Consider the following 19231-nt stretch of genomic DNA (forward strand, 5'->3'; position numbering starts at 1 on the left):
TCCTCTTGTGTGGGGGTCAGAAAGCCTCTTCGGCCATGTCGGCGCAGGTGCGGTCGCGCGTGCGCACCACCCGCAGCCACGCCTCGATCTTGGGCAGTTCGTAATGGAAAAAGTACCGGCACGCCTGCAGCCGCCCGGCGTGGGCCGCACCATCCCGGGCAGCGGCGGCCAGCGCCACGTCCAGCCAGATCCACGCCAGCACCGTGTGCCCAAACGCCTGCATATAGGGCACGGCATTGGCCAGCGCCGCCACCGGGTCGCCATCGGCCCAGGCCGCGCGCGTGGCCGCCAGCACCGCGTCCCACGCCGCCGCCAGCGCCTCGGCGTGTGCTGCCAGTGCCGGCACGGCACGCGCGCGCTCGGCGGTGGCGGCGATGCGCTCGCCCAGCAGCCGCGTGCCGCGCCCGTCTTCCATCAGCACCTTGCGCCCCAGCAGGTCCAGCGCCTGGATGCCGTGCGTGCCTTCGTGGATCATGTTGAGGCGGTTGTCGCGCCAGTACTGCTCGACCGGAAAGTCGCGCGTGTAGCCGTAGCCGCCGTGCACCTGGATGGCCAGGCTGTTGGCCTCCAGGCACCATTCGCTCGGCCAGCTCTTGGCAATCGGCGTGAGCACCTCCAGCAGCAGCCGCGCGTCGTCGGCCGTGGCGGCCTCACCCGTGCGCTGCTCGTCCACCAGGCGCGCGCAATACAGCTCCAGGGCCAGCGCGCCTTCGCAGTAGGCTTTTTGGGCCAGCAGCATGCGCTTGACGTCGGCGTGCTCGATGATGCGCACCGGCGGTTGCGCCGGATCCTTGCCGTGGGGCCCCAGCGGCCGGCCCTGCAAGCGCGTGCGGGCGTAATCCAAACTGGCCAAATAGCCCGCCATGCCGAGCATGGTCGCGGCCATGCCCACGCCGATGCGGGCCTCGTTCATCATGTGGAACATGTAGCGCAGGCCCTGCCCCGGCTCGCCCACACGGTAGCCGATGGCCCCGGCGCCTTGGCCATCGAGCCCGGCGCCCAACCCCGGTGCGCTGACCGGATAGCGGCCCTCGCCGAAATTGAGCAGGGTGTTGGTGGTGCCGCGCCAGCCGCACTTGTGGTTGAGGCCGGCCAGCGCCACGTCGTTGCGCTGTCCGCACAACTGGCCATCCGGCGTGACCAGTTTTTTGGGCACGATGAACAGCGAAATCCCCTTGACGCCGGGCGGCAGCCGGCCGTCCGGGCCGGGGATTTTGGCCAGCACCAGGTGGACGATGTTTTCGGTGAGCTCGTGCTCGCCGGCCGAAATCCACATCTTGTTGCCGCGCAGCCGGTAGCGCGGCCCCAGCGGGTCGGCCTCGTAGCCCTCACCGTCGGGGACGGCGCGCGTGGCGATGTCGCTCAGGCTCGAGCCAGCCTGCGGCTCGCTCAGGCACATGGTGCCGGAAAACCGCCCGGCAAATTCGGGCAGGGCAAACGCGCGCTGCTGCGCCTCGGTGCCGTGGGCCATGAGCAGGTTGGCGTTGCCCACGGTCAGCATGCCGGCGCCGATGCTGACCGAGGCGGCGGCGAAAAAGGCGTTGCCCGCGGCCTCCACGGTGTAGGGCAACTGCATGCCGCCGACGGCGTAGTCCTGCGCGGCGCTCAACATGCCGCTGGCGGCGTAGGCCTTCCAGGCCTCGTGCGTGGCCGCGGGCAGGATCACGCGCTCGCCATCGAAGCGCGGCTCCTCCGTATCCACCAGCCGGTTGAACGGTGCGTATTTGTCGCGCGCGATGCGCTCACAGGTGTCGAGCACCGCGTCGAACGTCTCGCGCGTGTGGTCGGCATAGCGCGCCCGGCTGCACAGGGTCTGCGCCTGCAGCCACTCGTAGAGCAAGAAGTCGATGGCCGCGCGCAGTCCCTGGGCCATGTCAAAGCACCTCGAACACGCCCGCGGCGCCCATGCCGCCGCCGATGCACATGGTCACGCACACGCGCTTGGCGCCGCGCCGTTTGCCCTCGATGAGCGCGTGGCCGGTCAGGCGCTGCCCGGACACGCCGTAGGGGTGGCCGATGGCGATGGCGCCGCCGTTGACGTTGAGCCGATCGGCCGGGATGCCCAGGCGGTCGCGGCAGTAGATCACCTGCACCGCAAACGCCTCGTTGAGCTCCCACAGGTCGATATCGTCCACCGTCAGCCCCAGGCGCTGCAACACCTTGGGCACGGCAAACACCGGGCCGATGCCCATTTCGTCGGGCTCACAGCCGGCCACGGCAAAGCCCAAAAAGCGTCCCAGTGGCTGCAGCCCCTTGCGCTCGGCCACCTTTTCGTCCATCACCACACAGGCGCCCGCGCCATCCGAGAACTGGCTGGCGTTGCCCGCTGCGATCACCCCGCCCGGCAGCGCCGGCTTGATGTTGGCGATCGCCTCTTTGGTCGTGCCTTCGCGCAGGCCCTCGTCGCGGGTGACGGTCACTTCGCGCGTGATCAGGCCACGCTGCGCGTCGTACACCCCGGCCGTGACGGTGATCGGCACGATCTCGTCATCGAACTTGCCCGCCGCAGCCGCCGCGCACGCCTTTTGCTGGCTGGCCGCGCCGTACTCGTCCATGGCGTCGCGCGTGATGCCGTAGCGCTTGGCCACTTGCTCGGCGGTTTGCAGCATGGTCCAGTAAATCTCCGGCTTGCGCGCCGCCAGCGCGGGGTCGAACATCATGTGCTTGTTCATCTCGTTTTGCACGCACGAGATGCTCTCGACACCGCCAGCGACGTAGATCTCGCCCTCGCCGGCCATGATGCGCTGCGCCGCCAGGGCGATGGTCTGCAGCCCCGAGGAACAGAAACGGTTGACGGTCAGGCCCGACACGGTCACCGGGCAGCCGGCGGCCAGCGCGATTTGGCGCGCGATGTTCATCCCGGTGGCGCCTTCGGGGTTGGCGCAGCCCATGATCACGTCTTCGACCTCGGCCGGGTCGAGGCGCGCGCGCTCGATGGCGGCGCGCACCACGTGTCCGCCCAGGGTCGCCCCGTGGGTCATGTTGAACGAGCCTTTCCAGCTCTTGGCCAGCGGCGTGCGGGCGGTGGAAACGATGACGGCGTTGCTCATATTCGGTTCTCCGGTGATGTCGGCTCGCCTCAGACGGCTGCGAAACCCTTGCCCTCGGCGACCAGGCGGGCGATCAGCGGCGCGGGCTGCCAGAAGTTCGCATCGTCGTGCGGGTTCTTGGCAAAGCGCTTCATGGCCTGCATGACGTTGAACAGGCCATACTGCTCGGCGTAGTGCATGGGACCACCACGCCAGGCCGGGAAGCCGTAGCCGGTCAGGTAAACCATGTCGATGTCGCTGGCGCGCACAGCGATCTTTTCTTCCAGGATGTGCGCGCCTTCGTTGACCAGCGCAAACACCAAGCGCTGCACGATCTCCTCGTCGCTGATCTGGCGCGGGGTGATGCCCAGCTCTTTGCGGTAGTCCGCGATCATCTGGTTGACCACCGGGCTGGGGATGGCGTCGCGCTTGCCCGGTTGGTAGTCGTACCAGCCCGCGCCGGTCTTCTGGCCAAAGCGCCCCATCTCGCACAGCCGGTCGGCGACCTTGCTGTAGCGCAGGTGCGGTTTTTCCACGTAACGGCGCTTGCGGATGTACCAGCCCACGTCGTTGCCGGCGAGATCGCCCATGCGAAACGGTCCCATGGCAAAGCCGAACTTCTCGATCGCGCGGTCCACCTGCTCAGGCGTGCAGCCCTCCTCCAGCAGGAAGCCGGCCTGGCGGCTGTACTGCTCGATCATGCGGTTGCCGATGAAGCCGTCGCACACCCCGGAGACGACGCAGGTCTTTTTGATCTTCTTGCCCAGGGCCATCACGGTGGCCAACACGTCCTTGGCCGTGGCCGCACCGCGCACCACTTCCAGCAGCTTCATCACATTCGCGGGGCTGAAGAAGTGGGTGCCGATGACGTCCTGCGGCCGCTTGGTGAACGACGCGATCTTGTTGACGTCCAGCGTCGAGGTGTTGGTGGCCAGGATGGCACCGGGCTTCATGACGGCGTCGAGCCGCTCGAACACCTGGCGTTTGACCTCCATGTCCTCGAACACCGCTTCGATGACGATGTCGGCATCGCGGATGTCGTCGTAGGACAGCGTGGTGCGCAGCAGGCCCAGGCGCTGCTCGGCCTGCTCGGGTTTGAGCTTGCCTTTTTTGACCTGCCCTTCGTACACCGAGCGGATGTGGGCGACGCCGCGGTCGAGCGCCTCTTGCTTGGTCTCCAGGATGGTGACGGGCAGACCGATGTTGAGGAAGTTGATCGAAATGCCGCTGCCCATGGTGCCCGCGCCGATGACGGCCACGGAGCGGATGTCGCGCTGCGGCGTGTCCTCGGGCACGTCGGCGATCTTGCTCGTGGCACGCTCGGCCACGAAGATGTGGCGCAGCGCGATGCACACCGGTGTGTTCATGAGGTTGACGAAGGTTTCGCGCTCGAACGCCATCCCGTCGTCAAACCGCTTGGTGGTGGCAGCCTGCACCGCGTCGATGCACTTGAGCGGCGCCGGGTAGTGCTTGGCCTGCGCGCCCACCATGTTGCGCGCGAACTGGAAGTAGGCGTCGCCCTGCGGATGCCGGCACGGCAGGTGACGCACCAGCGGCAGCGGGCTGCCATCGGCGTGGCGCTCGGCCACCTCGCGCGCCAGCGCCAAGGCCTCGTCGAGCAGGGTTTGCGCCGATTGGGCCATGCGATCGAACAGCTTTTGCCCCGGCAGCGCCGCCAACAGCTCGCTAGGCACCGGCTCGCCGCTGACGATCATGTTGAGCGCCGCCTCCACCCCAATGACGCGCGGCAGGCGCTGCGTGCCGCCCGCGCCGGGGATCAGGCCGAGCTTGACCTCGGGCAGCGCCACCTTGGTGCCGGGCGCCGCGATGCGGTAATGCGCGCCCAGCGCCAGCTCCAGGCCGCCCCCCATGCAGACGCTGTGGATGGCCGCCACCACCGGCTTGGCCGAATGCTCGACCGCCAAAATGACGCTCAGCAGATTGGGGTCCTGGTAGGCCTTGGGCGACCCAAACTCCTTGATGTCGGCGCCGCCGGAAAACGCCTTGCCCGCGCCCGTCAGCACGATCGCGCGCACCGCGGGATCGTCGTTGGCCCGGTCCAGCCCCTGCGCGATCGCCTGCCGGGTGGACAGCCCCAGCCCGTTGACGGGCGGGTTGTCCAGGGTGATGACGGCCACGTCGCCGTGGACCTGGTAATGAGCGGTCATGGTGCCTCCTCGAAAACGATGACGGACAAAACTGAACGATCGTTCGGTTTTGCGGAAATTCTAGGCCGCAAAGCGCGCTTTGCCCACGGTCAAGTGTCGCGCGTTTGTCTGTCGCACGGGGTCAGCCGACTTCCAGCCACTCCCTGCGCACGTAGGGGTTGGCCTGCAGCACTTCGGGCGTGCCGTCGAAAACGATGCTGCCGTGCCCCATCACCAGCGCGCGATCGGACACCGTCAGCGCGATGGTGAGCTTTTGCTCGATCAACAGCACCGACACCCCTTTGGCCTTGAGCGCACGCAGGTAATCGGCCACCTGCTCGACGATCTTGGGCGCCAGACCCTCGGTGGGCTCGTCGATGATGATGAGATCCGGGTCGCCCATGAGCGTGCGGCACAGCGTCAGCATCTGCTGCTCCCCGCCCGACATCACGCCGGCTTCGGTGTGCTGGCGCTCCTTGAGGCGTGGGAACAGCGCGTACATGTCGTCGAAGCTCCAGCGCCCCCCCTTGCCCGATGCTTTCTGCCCCAGCATCAGGTTTTGGTGCACGGTCAGCTTGGGGAAGATGTCGCGGCTTTCCGGCACGTAGCCGATGCCCAGGTGCGCCACCTCGTAGGGCTTGAGGCCGGTGATGCGCTGGCCCTTCCAGCGGATGTCCCCTTCGGCGTCGACCAGGCCCATGATGGCCTTGGCCGTGGTGGAGCGCCCCGAGCCGTTGCGGCCGAGCAGGGCCACGATCTCGCCCGGGGCAACCTTGAAGTGCACCCCGTGCAGCACGTGGCTTTTGCCATAGAAAGCGTGGAGGTTGTCGATTTCAAGCATGGGCAAGTCCGAGCAATGGGCCAGCTCCGGTGGGTCAATGCGCGGCTTCGGCGGCCTGCTGCTCGGCCAGCACCGAGCCGAGATAGGCCTCCTGCACGCGGGGGTTGTTCTTGACCGCCTCGGGCGTGTCAAAGGCAATCACCTCGCCGTAGACGACAACGGCAATGCGATCGGCCAACCCAAACACCACCCCCATGTCGTGCTCCACGGTCAGCAGCGTCTTGCCCACGGTCACCTCGCGGATGAGCTCGATGAAACGCCGGGTCTCGCTCTTGCTCATGCCCGCGGTGGGCTCGTCGAGCAAGATGACGTTGGCGCCGCCGGCGATCGTGATGCCGATTTCGAGCGCGCGCTGCTCGGCGTAGGTCAGGTTCATCGCCAACACGTCGCGCTTTTTGTGCAGACCGATGCGGTCGAGCAAGGCCTCGGCGCGTTCGTTGGCGTCTTCCAGGTCGGCCAAAAACTTCAGGAAGGTGTAGCGATAGCCCAGGCTCCACAGCACGCCGCAGCGCAGGTTTTCGAACACGCTGAGCTTGGGGAAGATGTTGGTGATCTGAAAGCTGCGGCTGAGTCCCAGGCGATTGATTTCGAACGGCTTTTTGCCATCGATGCGCTGCCCGTTGAGCCAAATTTCGCCGCTGGAGGGCGCAAAGCGCCCGCTGATCAGGTTGAACAGCGTCGATTTGCCGGCGCCGTTGGGTCCGATGACCGCAACGCGTTCGCCCGGCTGCACCACCAAGTTGGCGCCGCGGATGATTTCGGTCTTGCCAAAGCGCTTCCAGACGTCGCGCAACGCCAGCGCAGGGGTCGTTGCCGAGGGGGTGTCGTGCATATCAGGCCATCTCCCGCCGTTTGATTTCCTTTTCGATGTCGACCTGGATCTCGCTCCAGTGTTCGCGGAAGCGCCGCCGCGCCACCTCGAACAAACCGATGCCGGTCAGCATCACGAATGCGCACCCAAACCAGCTCTCGGCCGCGTGTGCATTCAGCGTCACCCCCAGGTATTGCATTTGCGAACCGATCGCCGCGTTGAGCTGCAGGTGGTAGACCATCTCGACGATGCCGCCAGCCCCCAGCAGCGCCACCAGCGCGGTGCCCGCCAGGGCCAAATAGCTGACCCAGAGTTCGCGCAGCCGCCCAAACGCCGCCACCCGCAGGTTCATCATGATCAGGCTGGCGATGCCACCGGGCGCGTACATGACCATGAACAGGAACACCAACCCCAGGTACAGCAACCAGGCCTTGGTGAGCTCGGACAACAACACCAGCGCCAGCACCATCAACACGCCGCCGATGACCGGCCCGAAGAAAAACGTCGCGCCGCCCAGAAAGGTGAACAGCAGGTAAGCACCCGAGCGCAGCGGTCCGACCACCTCGGCCGTGACGATTTCGAACTGAATCGCGCCCAGCCCACCGGCCACGCCGGCAAAGAAGCCCGAAATCATGAACGCCAGGTAGCGCACCACTTGCGTGTTGTAGCCGATGAACTCCACCCGCTCGGGGTTGTCGCGCACCGCGTTGAGGATGCGCCCCAGCGGCGTGCGCGTAAAGGCGTACATCGCCGCCACGCACACAAAGGTGTAGACCGCGATCAGGTAGTACACCTGCACCGCCGGCCCGAACGTGATGCCCAACACCGGCTCACCGACGACACGGTTGGCACTGATGCCCGCCTCGCCACCGAAGAAATCGGAAAACATCAGCGACATCGCAAACACCAGCTCGCCCACGCCCAGCGTGATCATGGCAAAGGGCGTGCCGGCCTTCTTGGTCGTCACGTAACCAAAAAGCACGGCAAACGCAAAGCCCGCCAACCCGCCCACCAGTGGGATGAGCGACACCGGCAGCCACAGTGCGCCCGCCGACACCTTGAGCAGGGTGTGGATGGCCACATACGAGCCCAGGCCGCTGTAGACCGCGTGGCCAAAGCTCAGCATGCCCCCCTGCCCCAGCAGCATGTTGTACGACAGGCAGGCGATGATGGCGATGCCCATCTGCGCCAGCATGCTGATCGACAGGTTGCTGGTGAACAGCTGGGGCGCCACCAGCAACACCAGTGCAAACAGCGTCCAGATGATCCAGCGCCCGACGTTGTAGGGCTTGAACTGGTAGTAGGCCTTGCTCATGGTTGGGTCTTGAGGGGTTCAGTGGTCGCGCGTGCCCAGCAGCCCTTTGGGGCGGAAAATCAGCACCAGCACCAGGAAGAGATAGGGCAGCACCGGTGCCACCTGCGACAGCGTCAGCTTGAGGAAATCGTTGTTGCGCATCGACTCGGACAGCGCCAGCCCCACGCCCTCGAGCAGTGACCCGATGGAGTGGTCCATCGATACCGCAAACGTCTGGATCACGCCGATCAGCAGCGACGCCAAAAACGCACCCGGCAACGACCCCAGCCCGCCGATCACCACCACCGCAAACACCAGCGACCCCAGCGTGGCCGCCATGGCCGGCTCGGTCACAAAGGTGCTGCCGCCGATCACACCGGCCAGCCCGGCCAGGCCCGTGCCGGTGCCGAACACCAGCATGAACACCCGCGGCACGTTGTGGCCGAGCGCTTCCACCATCTGCGGGTGGGTCAGCGCCGCCTGGATCACCAGCCCGACGCGCGTGCGTGTGATCAGCAGCCACAACCCGAGCAGCATCAGCACCGCCACCACCATCATGAACGCCCGCGTGGCCGGAAACGGCGTGCACGCCGCCTGCGCGCACACCTCAGCCGCCGCCCGCCCCCACGCAAGGCCCATGGTGTCGTTGGCATGGTGAATCAGCGTAAACGCCGGTCCCTGCAACACCTCGGGCGGGCGAAAGTCCACCGCCGTGCGCCCCCACACCAGTTGCACCAGCTCCAGCACGACGTAGGACAAACCAAACGTGATGAGCAGCTCCGGCACATGACCAAACGCATGCACCTTGCGCAAGCTGTAGCGCTCGAACAGCGCCCCGGCAACACCCACCAGCACCGGCGCGATGAACAGCGCCGGCCAAAACCCGATCACCCCGGACAGCGCGTACGCGAAATACGCCCCCAGCATGTAAAAGCTCGCGTGAGCGAAGTTGAGCACGCCCATCAGGGAAAAGATGAGCGTCAGCCCGGCGCTGAGCATGAACAGCAGCAGGCCGTAACTGACACCGTTGAGCAGCGAGACGATGACGAATTCCATGGCGGGGGCGTCACGAGGCAGCATCGAACAATCCCGACGGCGGGCGCAGACCCGCCCCATCCGGCGGCCGTCGGTCCAACGGCCGGCCGGATTCGTCGGGGCATGAAAGTGGAAAAGCGCACCACGGGGGCAGCGCCCCCATGCGCATCAGTTGGGCCGCTGCATGTTGCAGCTCGTGGGCGTGCTGGCCACATAGGCCGGGAATTCACGCACCAGCGCAAAGGTCATGCCGGTGTTTTCGACGCTGTAATTGAACTTGGCATCGGTCTTTTGCCAGCGCGACAGGTACAACGGCTGCTGCAGCTGGTGGTCGGTCTTGCGCATCTCGACCTCACCGCTGTAGCTGGTGAACTTCAGGCCCTCCAGCTCCTTGGCAACCTTGACCGGATCGGTCGATTTCGCGCGTGCCATGGCCTCGGAGAGCGAGCGGTAGATGTGGATCACCGAGCCGGTGTAGAAGTCCGCGTTGAATTTCTTTTGGAATTCACGCTGCCACTGCTCGTACTCCCCGCCCATGTGGTAGTGGTTGTACGACACCTGGTACACCTTGCCCTCGGCGTTTGGTCCCAGCGCGGTTGGCGTGCCCGTGACCCCGGCGTAGTACGTGAAGAACTTGCCGCCGTAGCCGCCTTCGTTGGCCGCCTTGACCAGCAGCGCAAGGTCCGAGCCCCAGTTGCCGGTGATCACCGCGTCGGCGCCCGACGCCTTGATCTTGGCGATGTAGGGCGCGAAGTCGCGCACCTGGGCCAGCGGGTGCAGGTCCTCGCCCACGATTTGGATGTCGGGCCGTTTGCGCGCCAGCAGCTCCTTGGCGTATTTGGCGACCTGGTGGCCGTGCGAGTAGTTTTGGTTGAGCAGATAGATCTTTTTGACGTCCGGCTGGTCTTTGATGAAGGTGGTCAGCGCCTCCATCTTCATGGAGGTGTCGGCGTCAAAGCGGAAGTGCCAGTAGTTGCACTTGCTGTTGGTGAAGTCCGGGTCCACCGCCGAGTGGTTGAGGAAGATCACCTCTTTGCCCGGGTTGCGCGCGTTGTGGCGCGCAACCGCCTCGATCAGCGCGCCAGCCACCGACGAGCCATTGCCCTGCGTGATGTAGCGGATGCCCTGGTCGATGGCCGACTGCAGCGCCGTCAGGCTCTCGGCCGGGCTGAGCTTGTTGTCAAACGGCACCACTTCCCATTTGACCCCGGCCAGGTTGTATTTGTTGGGGCCGCTGAACTTCTCGCCGAAAAACTGGAAGCTGCGCACCTGGTTCGAGCCCACGGGCGCCATCAAGCCCGACAGCGGATCGATCCACGCGATCTTGACGGTCTGCCCCGCCAGCGGCGCGTTGGCGGCTGCCTGGGCCTGGTCGCGCTTGGCCTGACGGGCGTTTTGGGCCTGCGCAACGCTGGCCAACGCCAGGCCCATCATGGCGGCCACGGCAACGGTCTTGAATGCGAACTTCATGGGCTTGTCTCCTGTTTGTAGGGATGGGACGGTGTGAGCTTAGCCGTCTGTGACGCCGCCGTATTGAGGGAAACCCCGCAGACTTATCACCTTGGCGACTGTCCTCGGGGTGACAGTTGGCGGCGCCACCCGGCTTACAGACCCGGCAGGCGGTAGTCGGCCAGCATCTCGCGCAGCTTGACTTTTTGCATCTTGCCGGTGGCACCAAGCGGTATCGCATCGACGAAGACGACGTCATCGGGGATTTGCCACTTGGCCAGCTTGCCCTCGTAGAAGGCGAGCAGCTCTTCGCGCGTGACCTCGGCACCGGGCTTTTTGACCACGACGACGATGGGCCGCTCATCCCACTTGGGGTGCTTGACCCCGATGCAGGCGGCCATCATCACGGCCGGATGGGCCATGGCGATGTTTTCGACGTCGATCGAGCTGATCCACTCCCCGCCGGACTTGATGACGTCCTTGCTGCGATCGGTAATCTGCATGTAGCCGTCGGGGTCGATGGTGGCCACGTCACCCGTGGGGAACCACCCGTCCACCAGCGGGCTGGGTTTGTCGCTGTGGTAGTAGTCGCGGATGACCCAGGGGCCACGCACCATGAGCTCGCCCTGGCTTTGACCATCCCAGGGCAGCTCGCGGCCTTCGGCGTCGACGATTTTCATGTCGATGCCGAAAATGGCGCGCCCCTGCTTGAGGCGGATCTTCATTTGCTCGGCCTCGGGTAGGCTCAGGTGCTTGTTCTTGAGCGTGCACAACGTTCCCAATGGGCTGAGCTCGGTCATGCCCCAGGCGTGCAGCACTTCGACACCGTATTTCTCGCGGAACGCGGTGATCATCGCCGGCGGGCACGCCGAGCCACCGATGACCGTGCGCTGCAGCGCCGGCAGCGTCAGCCCGTTGGCGTCCATGTGCGACAGCAGCATCTGCCACACGGTGGGCACGCCGGCGGCCATGGTCACGCCCTCGGCGGCCAGCAGCTCATACACCGACTTGCCGTCGAGCTGTCCACCCGGAAAGACGAGCTTGCAGCCCACGGCCGCCGCAGAGTACGGTATGCCCCAGGCGTTGACGTGGAACATGGGCACCACCGGCAGCACCGCATCGCGCGCGCTCAGGCACATCACATCGGGCAGTGCCGCCGCGTAGGCGTGCAAGATGGTGGACTTGTGGCTGTAGAGCGCCGCCTTCGGGTGGCCGGTGGTGCCGCTCGTGTAGCACATGCTGCTGGCCGTGTCGTCGGAAAAGCGCGGCCAGTCATAGGTGGTGTGGTGGCCGCCGATCCAGGATTCGTAGCTCACCAGGTTGGGCACGGCCCCGTCGGCCGTCAGGCGGGCCAGGTGCTCGTCGTCGCACAGGGCGACCCAGCGCTGCACCGTGGGGCACTTGCCATGGATGGCCTTGATGATCGGCCAAAACGTCATGTCAAACGCCAGCACCCGGTCTTCGGCGTGGTTGACGATCCAGGCGATCTGCTCCGGGATCAAGCGCGGGTTGATGGTGTGCAGCACCCGCCCGGACCCGCTGACCCCAAAATACATCTCGAAATGGCGGTAGCCATTCCAGGCCAGGCTGGCCACGCGCTCGCCCGGCGCCAGCCCCATCGCATCCAGCGCATGGGCCAGCTGACGCGCGCGCTTGGCCGCGTCGCCGTAGGTGGTGCGGTGGATGTCACCTTCGACGCGGCGCGAGACGATTTCGACGTCGCCGTGGTGGCGCGCCGCATGTTCGATCAAATCGGCAATGAGCAGGGGACGATCTTGCATCAGGCCCAGCATGGAACGGCTCTCCTTCGTAGACAGGTCGGCTGCGCCGGTATGGCCCGCCGACTCCGCTAAGCTTACGACTATGGCAAGGCCGCGCCCGTCCCGGCATTGAGGCAAACCCGAGGAATGGCCGGCATTTGTCGCCCACCGGACAGCTCGCCACGTGGCGCTGCGCAACCTCCCCCACCATGACCCTCGACACCCGCACCCCGGCCCGCGTCTTCCTGTCCCAGCAGCCTTGGTTCGGCACGCTCGACGCCGCCACCCGCCAGACCCTGATCGACGCGATGGTCCTGCAGCGCGCCGCGCGCGGCGAGCTGCTGATCCGCCGCGGCACGCCGGTGGACGCGTGGTGGGCGGTGCTCTCCGGCATGGCCAAGCTGCAGACCGAGGGGCCCGATGGTCGGGTGTCGGCCTTTTTGGGCGTGCCCGCCGGCGACTGGTTTGGCGAGGGCACCGTGCTCAAGGGCGGCCACTGGCGCTACGACGTGCTGGCACTGCGCGACACCACGCTCATCGGGCTGCCGCTGCCGCATTTCCAGCAGCTCTACCACAGCAGCCTGGCCTTCAACCACTTCTTGGTGGAGCGGCTCAACCTGCGCCTGGGCCAGGCCATGACGGCCATCGAAGTCGGCCGGCTGCGCTCGCCCGAAGAGCGCGTGGCGCAATATCTGAGCATGTTTTGCGGCTCCGGCGTGCGCCGCATCACCTTGTCGCAGGAGGACCTGGGCCACCTGGCCGGCCTGTCGCGGCAGACCACCAACCGGGTGCTCAAGGCCTTTGAGGCCCAGGGGTGGATTTCGCTGGAATTCAGCCGTGTCGATGTGCTGCAACCCGAAGCGCTGGAAGCCATGCTGAGCCGCCGCGGCTGAGGCCCTGCCCGCGGCAAGGTTGCCCATGCCGCCGCACAATGCGCGGCCATGACCTGCCCCACCCCCGCGCTGACGCTGCAGCCCGCGCGCTATGCGGCGCTGGGTCCCGCATTTGCCTGCCCGGTATCCCCCCAGCCACTGCCCGCGCCGGCCTGGGTCGGCGTCAGCGCGGCTGCCGCGCACCTGCTGGGGCTGCCGGCCGACTGGGCCGACGAAACGCATTTGCACGCGCTCACCGGCAACCGCTTGCTGCCGGGCTCCGAGCCGCTGGCCACCGTCTACAGCGGCCACCAGTTCGGGGCCTGGGCCGGGCAGTTGGGCGACGGGCGCGCGCTGCTGCTGGGTGACCGCGCCGGCCCCGGCGGCGTCTGGGAAGTGCAGCTCAAAGGCAGCGGCTTGACCCCTTTTTCGCGCATGGGCGACGGCCGGGCCGTGCTGCGCAGCTCGATCCGCGAATTTTTGGCCAGCGAGGCCATGCACGCCCTGGGCATTCCCACCACGCGCGCGCTGTGCGTGATCGGCTCGCCGGCGCCGGTGCGGCGCGAAACGCTCGAGACCGCGGCCGTGGTGACGCGGCTGGCGCCCAGCTTCGTGCGGTTTGGGCATTTCGAGCACTTCGCCAGCATCGGTGACCACGCGGCGCTGCGCACCTTGGCAGACTTTGTCATCGACCAGTTTTACCCAGACTGCCGCCGCGCCGATGGCCCGGCCGACCGCCCGCCCTGGCACGATCCGCGGCTCGACGGCCCGCCCGTGCCATGGGCCACCGACGGCTGCGCCAACCCCTACGCCCGGCTGTTGGAGGCGGTCGTGCGCCGCACCGCCACGCTGCTGGCCGCCTGGCAAGCCGTCGGCTTTTGCCACGGTGTGATGAACACCGACAACATGAGCATCCTGGGCCTGACGCTGGATTACGGGCCGTTTCAGTTCCTCGACGCGTTCGATTCGCGCCACATCTGCAACCACTCCGACCTTGGCGGGCGCTACGCCTACGCGCGCCAGCCGCAGATGGCGTACTGGAACCTGCATTGCTTGGCGCAGGCGCTGCTGCCGCTGCTGGACGACAGCGAGCAGGCGCTGGCGGCGTTGCGCCCGTACCGCGAAACGTTTTGGACGGCGCTGCACCGGCGCATGAACGCCAAGCTGGGGTTGGGCGAGCCCCAGCCGGGTGATGCCGACCGGCTCGAAGCGCTGCTGCGGCTGCTGGAGGCGGACCGGGTGGACTATCCGATCTTCTGGCGGCGCCTGACCGACGCGGTCGCCGAGGGTGCGCTGTCGGCCAGCGCAGCGCAGGCGCAGGCGCAGGCGGCGCTGACACCGGTGCGCGATCTCTTTTTGCAGCGCGACGCCTTCGACGCCTGGGCCACCGAGTGGCGTCAGCGCGCCGCGGCAGACGGTGCGGCAGCCGCCGAGGCGCGCATGCGCGCGGCCAACCCACGGGTGGTGCTGCGCAACCACTTGGCCCAGCTTGCCATCGAGCGTGCCCAAGGCGGCGATGCGCGCGGCGTGCAGGAACTGCTGCACGCCATCCAGCATCCATGGGATGAACCCGACGATGCCGCCCTGACCGACTTTCCACCCGCGTGGGCGGCGCAGCTGCACATCAGCTGCTCCTCCTGAGGCAACCACCATGGCATACCCCCTGGCCCCCAGCGATGACGCGTGGCGCGCGCAGTTGCAAGCCAAAATCGCCCGCGGCGAGGCCGAACCGCTGGCCTACGACGTCACGCGCCACGCCGCCACCGAGCGGCCGTTCACCGGCCGCTACGAGTCGTGGTGGCAACCTGGCCGCTACCACTGCGTGGTGTGCGGCAGCCACCTGTTTGACAGCGACACCAAGTTCGATGCCGGCTGCGGCTGGCCCAGCTTTTGGCGCGCGCGACCCGGCGCCATCGTCGAGCGCGAGGACCACAGCCACGGCATGCACCGCACCGAGACGCTGTGCGCGGGGTGCGGTGCGCATCTGGGGTACGTGTTCGACGACGGACCGCCGCCGACGGGGTTGCGCTATTGCATGAATTCCGCCGCCCTGCAGTGGCACCCCGCGTGAGCCACCCACGATAATGCGCCCATGCGTTTGCTGATCGACTTTTTTCCGATCGTCTTGTTTTTCGTCGCCTACAAGTGGCTCGACATCTACGCGGCCACGGGCGTGCTCATGGCCGCCACCGTGGCCCAAATGGGGCTGATTTACGCCATCGACCGCCGTCTGCAGACCCTGCAGAAAGTCACGCTGCTGTTGGTGCTGGTGTTTGGGGCGCTCACGCTGGGCTTGCACGACGAGCGCTTCATCAAATGGAAGCCGACCGTGCTCTATGGCGCCATGGCCCTGGCCCTGGCCGCTGCCCTGTGGGGTTGGAAGAAAAACGTCTTGCAACTGCTGTTGGGCAGCCAGCTGCACCTGCCGGCCGCGGTGTGGTCGCGGCTGACCGTCGCGTGGATTGGCTACTGCCTGTTCATGGCGGCGCTCAACGGCGTGGTGGCGGCCTATTTTTCCACCGACGCCTGGGTGGACTTCAAGCTCTGGGGCTATGTCTTCCCGGTGCTGTTCCTGGTCGGGCAGGGCCTCTACGTTGCGCGGCACCTCAAGGACGACGCACCATGATGAGCCCCTCCCCCACCGCATGGCCCAGCGCCGACGGCATCGAAGCCGCACTGCGCGCGGCATTTGCGCCCACGCGGCTGGAGGTGATCGACGAAAGCGCTGCGCACGCCGGCGCCAACGGTCTGAGCCGGGGCACCCACTTTCGCGTGCGCATCGCCGCCCCTGCGCTGACGGGACTGCCGCGCGTTGCCGCCCATCGGCTTGTGTATGATGCGCTGCAACCCGCCTTTGCGGCCGGGCTGCACGCGCTGGCCATCGAGGTCTTGCGTGACTGACCCGCTGCGTCGCCTAGCGGTTTTTTCTGTCAACCGTCGGATGCTTTTCATGAACACTGTGTTGTCGCGCGCGGCCCTGGCCGTGTGCCTGGCGGCCGGGCTGGCCGCGCCCGCCCTGGCCCAAAACCTCGCCATTGTCAACGGCAAGCCGGTGCCCATGGCCCGCCTCAAAGCGCTGGAGCAGCAGGTGGCGCGCTCCGGGCGGCCGCTGGACGATGCGCTGCGCCAGCAGCTGCGCGAAGAGGCGATCCTGCGCGAAATCTTCATGCAGGAAGCCGACAAACGCGGCCTGCGCAATTCCCCCGAGGTCAAAGCGCAGCTCGAACTGGCCACGCAGACCATCCTCATTCGGGAGCTGTTCGCGGACTACCAGCGCACCCACCCGGTGACCGAGGCCGACCTCAAAGCCGAGTATGACCGCCTCACCGCCACGGCAGGGCAGGAATACCACGCACGCCACATTCTGGTTGGCAGCGAGGACGAGGCCAAGGCCGTCCTGGCCGAGCTGGCCAAAGGCGCGCGCTTCGAAGATCTGGCCAAGCAGCGCTCCAAAGACCCGGGCTCTGGCGCCAACGGCGGCGATTTGGGCTGGGCAACGGCCGACGCTTTCGTGCCCGAGTTCTCGCAAGCCATGGCCAAGCTGGGCAAAGGCGAGGTATCGGCCGCGCCGGTCAAAAGCGCGTTTGGCTGGCACGTGATCCGTGTCGATGACGTGCGCCCGGCGCAATTGCCCGCGCTCGACGAGATCAAGCCGCAGCTGCAGCAGCAAATCCAGCAGCGCCGCCTGGCCGAATACCAGGAAGCGCTGCGCAGCCGCGCCAAGGTGCAGTAAACGGCGTCGCGGGCGTAACCGCCCAGCGTTGCTGGGGCCCGCCCTGAGCCCCAGCCCTGGGTGGCGCCCCAAGCGACGTCGGCGCGTCAGCGTTTGGGGATAGACCCCACCCGGCCGTGCGTTACGGTTGGGCCCCGGGGCCCGGCGGGCTGGCCACGGAGGGGCTATCCTGCCCTGCAGGCAACAACGCCAGCACCGACTGTGCCACCGGGTACAGGCCATACAGCACCGAGATGGCCACGGCCGCCGACGGCTCCACCCCGAGCAAGGCGAGCACGGCCACCGCCGCGGCCTCGCGCGTGCCCCAGCCGCCAAAGCTCACCGGCAGCGTGGCCGACACGAAGATGGGCACGGCCGCCACCGCCAGCGCCGCCCACGGCAAGGCGACGCCGACGGCCTGCGCACCGCAATACAGCGTGGTCACCGACGCCGCTTGCACCGCCACCGAACCGGCCAATTGCTGCGCGCTGTGCCAGCCTGGCCGGTTACTCGCCAGGCTACCCCACCAACGCAGCGAGGGCCGATGCAGCAGACCTCCCCCCACCAGCGCTGGCGTGGCACGCAACGCGGCGTAGGGCAGCAACGCCATCACCAGCGCGGCGATGACGGCCAGTGCGGCCACGGTCCCCGTGCCCCCCACCGCCGCGCCGCCCCACTTCAGTGCCACCGCTGCCCAGCCCGGCGCACCATCGCCCACCAGCTGCGCCGCCAGCGCCAGCGCGCCCAGCAGCACCAGCCCCCACAGGCCGCTGATGCGATCCAAAACGACCGAGACGCCAGCCTCCAACACCGGCATACCCCGGCGGTGCAGCCCCCAGGCCCGCACCATGTCGCCGCCCACCACGGCGCCGGGCAGCACCACGTTGGCCGCCACCCCGCGAAAATACACCGCCAGTGCCCACGGCAGCGGCGCGACGTGACCCAGCCACGCCGCCAGCGCCCGCCAGCGCCAGGCCGATAGCGCATTGGCCAGCGTGCTGCTGAGCAACCCGGCCGCCACCCAGCCTGGGTGGAGCTGGCGCAACACCGTGCCGAGCCGCGCCGGCTCTACCCACGCCACGATGGCGGCCAGCAAGGCCAGTGCGATGGCCGGGCGCGCCAGCCGGCGCCCCTTTGCCGGCCGGCGTGCTGGCGCCTCAGCGGTCATGGCTGACGTTCACCCGCGTCGGGTGCGGGCAGCGCGCGGGTGTGGTATTGCGGCCGCGCGCTGCCCTCGTGGTAGATGCGCACCAACAGCTCGCCGATCAAACCCGCCACGATGAGCTGCACCCCCATCAGCACCATCATCACCCCGGCCAACAGCAGGGGCCGCGCGCCAATATCCTCGCCCGCGAGCTTGACCCCGAGCAGGTACAGCAGGATCAACGCTCCCGGGGCCAGCAACCACAGCCCCAGGCCGCCAAAGGCGTGCAAAGGCCTCTGACGGTAGCGCAGAAAGAACACGATCAGCACCAGGTCCAGGATGACGCGGAAGGTGCGGTCGATGCCGTACTTGGACTGACCCCGCGTGCGCGCGTGGTGACGCACCGGCACCTCGACGATGCGCGCGCCCACCTCACGCGCGAGCGAGGGGATGAAGCGGTGCAGCTCGCCGTAGAGGTGCAGCCGCTCGATGATTTCGCGTCGGTATGCCTTGAGCGCACAGCCATAGTCGTGCAGCCGCACATCGGTGGCCCAGGAGATCAGCCGGTTGGCCAACATCGATGGCAGCCGGCGCGACAGGGCCTTGTCCTGCCGCTGATGCCGCCAGCCGGAAATCATGTCCACGTCCGGGTCGCTTTCCAGCCGCTCGATCAGCGCCGGGATGTCGAGCGGATCGTTTTGCAAATCGCCATCGAGCGTGACGATGTAGCGCCCGCGCGCGCGCTCGAAACCGGCCTGCAGCGCGGTGGACTGACCGTAGTTGCGCGCCAGGGCGACGGGCCGCAACCACGGGCGGGTGCGGGCCAGGTCGGCCAGCAGCGCCGCGCTGCCATCGCGGGAGCCATCGTCGACGCAGATCAGCTCGAACGTCCAGCGCGTCACCCCCAGCGCCTCGCCCACGCGCGCCACCAGGTCGGGCAGGTTTTCCCGTTCGTGATAGACGGGAATGACCACGGAGATGTCGGGCGCTGCCCCCGCGGACGCGGGGTCGGCAGCGGTGGCGTCGTTGAGGACCATGGAGGTGTTGGAGGCCATGCGAAGGGACGTCGAGGAAACACCACGCCCGCACGATGCAGACGTGGACCGGAACCGTCGCCGGCATTGTAGTCAGGGCCCT

The 19231-nt window shown here is 67.3% G+C and carries 17 protein-coding genes; 6 read left to right on the forward strand and 11 right to left on the reverse strand.

The genetic code is table 11. The features are described from left to right. Positions 1-16: 16 nt before the first annotated feature. The 9 genes from Tther_RS00645 to Tther_RS00685 form a co-directional block, all read right to left on the reverse strand. Positions 17-1873 carry an acyl-CoA dehydrogenase gene (locus Tther_RS00645; protein ID WP_143899813.1) on the reverse strand — a complete coding sequence of 619 codons (1857 nt, stop codon included), beginning with the start codon at positions 1871-1873 and terminating at the stop codon, positions 17-19. Between the two features lies 1 nt (position 1874). After that, positions 1875-3050, reverse strand: a complete 1176-nt coding sequence (locus Tther_RS00650) for an acetyl-CoA C-acyltransferase (protein WP_143899815.1) — start codon at positions 3048-3050, stop codon at positions 1875-1877. Positions 3051-3079: 29 nt separating this feature from the next. Beyond that, a complete protein-coding gene (locus Tther_RS00655; protein WP_143899817.1) occupies positions 3080-5197 on the reverse strand; it encodes a 3-hydroxyacyl-CoA dehydrogenase NAD-binding domain-containing protein in 2118 nt (705 codons plus the stop codon). 121 nt (positions 5198-5318) lie between these two features. Beyond that, on the reverse strand, positions 5319-6017 hold the full coding sequence (locus Tther_RS00660; protein ID WP_143899819.1) for an ABC transporter ATP-binding protein: 699 nt from the start codon (positions 6015-6017) through the stop codon (positions 5319-5321). Between the two features lie 34 nt (positions 6018-6051). After that, a complete protein-coding gene (locus Tther_RS00665) occupies positions 6052-6849 on the reverse strand; it encodes an ABC transporter ATP-binding protein (RefSeq protein ID WP_143899820.1) in 798 nt (265 codons plus the stop codon). A gap of 1 nt (position 6850) precedes the next feature. Then, complete coding sequence (locus Tther_RS00670) at positions 6851-8143, reverse strand: branched-chain amino acid ABC transporter permease (RefSeq protein WP_143899821.1); 1293 nt, start codon at positions 8141-8143, stop codon at positions 6851-6853. Positions 8144-8161: 18 nt separating this feature from the next. Next, positions 8162-9178 (reverse strand): branched-chain amino acid ABC transporter permease, encoded by a 1017-nt coding sequence (locus Tther_RS00675; RefSeq protein ID WP_143899899.1) that lies wholly within the window; start codon positions 9176-9178, stop codon positions 8162-8164. A gap of 147 nt (positions 9179-9325) precedes the next feature. Further along, on the reverse strand, positions 9326-10627 hold the full coding sequence (locus Tther_RS00680) for a branched-chain amino acid ABC transporter substrate-binding protein (RefSeq protein ID WP_143899822.1): 1302 nt from the start codon (positions 10625-10627) through the stop codon (positions 9326-9328). 134 nt (positions 10628-10761) lie between these two features. Next, on the reverse strand, positions 10762-12399 hold the full coding sequence (locus tag Tther_RS00685) for a 3-(methylthio)propionyl-CoA ligase (RefSeq protein ID WP_143899823.1): 1638 nt from the start codon (positions 12397-12399) through the stop codon (positions 10762-10764). 176 nt (positions 12400-12575) lie between these two features. Between Tther_RS00685 and Tther_RS00690 the strand changes: the two genes are divergently transcribed. From Tther_RS00690 to Tther_RS00715, 6 genes are read left to right on the forward strand one after another with little or no spacing between them, the layout of a single operon-like run. After that, on the forward strand, positions 12576-13259 hold the full coding sequence (locus Tther_RS00690; protein WP_143899824.1) for a Crp/Fnr family transcriptional regulator: 684 nt from the start codon (positions 12576-12578) through the stop codon (positions 13257-13259). Between the two features lie 48 nt (positions 13260-13307). Continuing rightward, the gene (locus Tther_RS00695; protein ID WP_143899825.1) at positions 13308-14879 is read left to right on the forward strand and encodes a protein adenylyltransferase SelO; all 1572 of its coding nucleotides are present in this window, start codon (positions 13308-13310) and stop codon (positions 14877-14879) included. Positions 14880-14889: 10 nt separating this feature from the next. Continuing rightward, positions 14890-15309: a peptide-methionine (R)-S-oxide reductase MsrB gene (msrB, locus tag Tther_RS00700; RefSeq protein ID WP_143899827.1), complete on the forward strand. Its 420-nt coding sequence runs from the start codon at positions 14890-14892 to the stop codon at positions 15307-15309. Positions 15310-15330: 21 nt separating this feature from the next. After that, positions 15331-15864: a septation protein A gene (locus Tther_RS00705; RefSeq protein WP_143899829.1), complete on the forward strand. Its 534-nt coding sequence runs from the start codon at positions 15331-15333 to the stop codon at positions 15862-15864. Beyond that, positions 15861-16139 (forward strand): BolA family protein, encoded by a 279-nt coding sequence (locus Tther_RS00710; RefSeq protein ID WP_185974956.1) that lies wholly within the window; start codon positions 15861-15863, stop codon positions 16137-16139. Before Tther_RS00705 ends, Tther_RS00710 begins: the two co-directional genes overlap by 4 nt. A gap of 49 nt (positions 16140-16188) precedes the next feature. Continuing rightward, complete coding sequence (locus Tther_RS00715; protein WP_143899831.1) at positions 16189-16971, forward strand: peptidylprolyl isomerase; 783 nt, start codon at positions 16189-16191, stop codon at positions 16969-16971. 121 nt (positions 16972-17092) lie between these two features. On the opposite strand, the gene Tther_RS00720 is transcribed toward Tther_RS00715, so the two are convergent. Together Tther_RS00720 and Tther_RS00725 are read right to left on the reverse strand one after the other, a co-directional pair. Further along, entirely contained in the window at positions 17093-18118 is a 1026-nt protein-coding gene (locus Tther_RS00720) for a lysylphosphatidylglycerol synthase transmembrane domain-containing protein (RefSeq protein WP_143899833.1), read from the reverse strand. Beyond that, a complete protein-coding gene (locus Tther_RS00725) occupies positions 18115-19131 on the reverse strand; it encodes a glycosyltransferase family 2 protein (RefSeq protein ID WP_143899903.1) in 1017 nt (338 codons plus the stop codon). Before Tther_RS00725 ends, Tther_RS00720 begins: the two co-directional genes overlap by 4 nt. Positions 19132-19231 lie beyond the last annotated feature (100 nt).

It is taken from the genome of Tepidimonas thermarum, from assembly GCF_007556705.1.
Classification (GTDB): Bacteria; Pseudomonadota; Gammaproteobacteria; order Burkholderiales; family Burkholderiaceae_C; genus Tepidimonas; species Tepidimonas thermarum.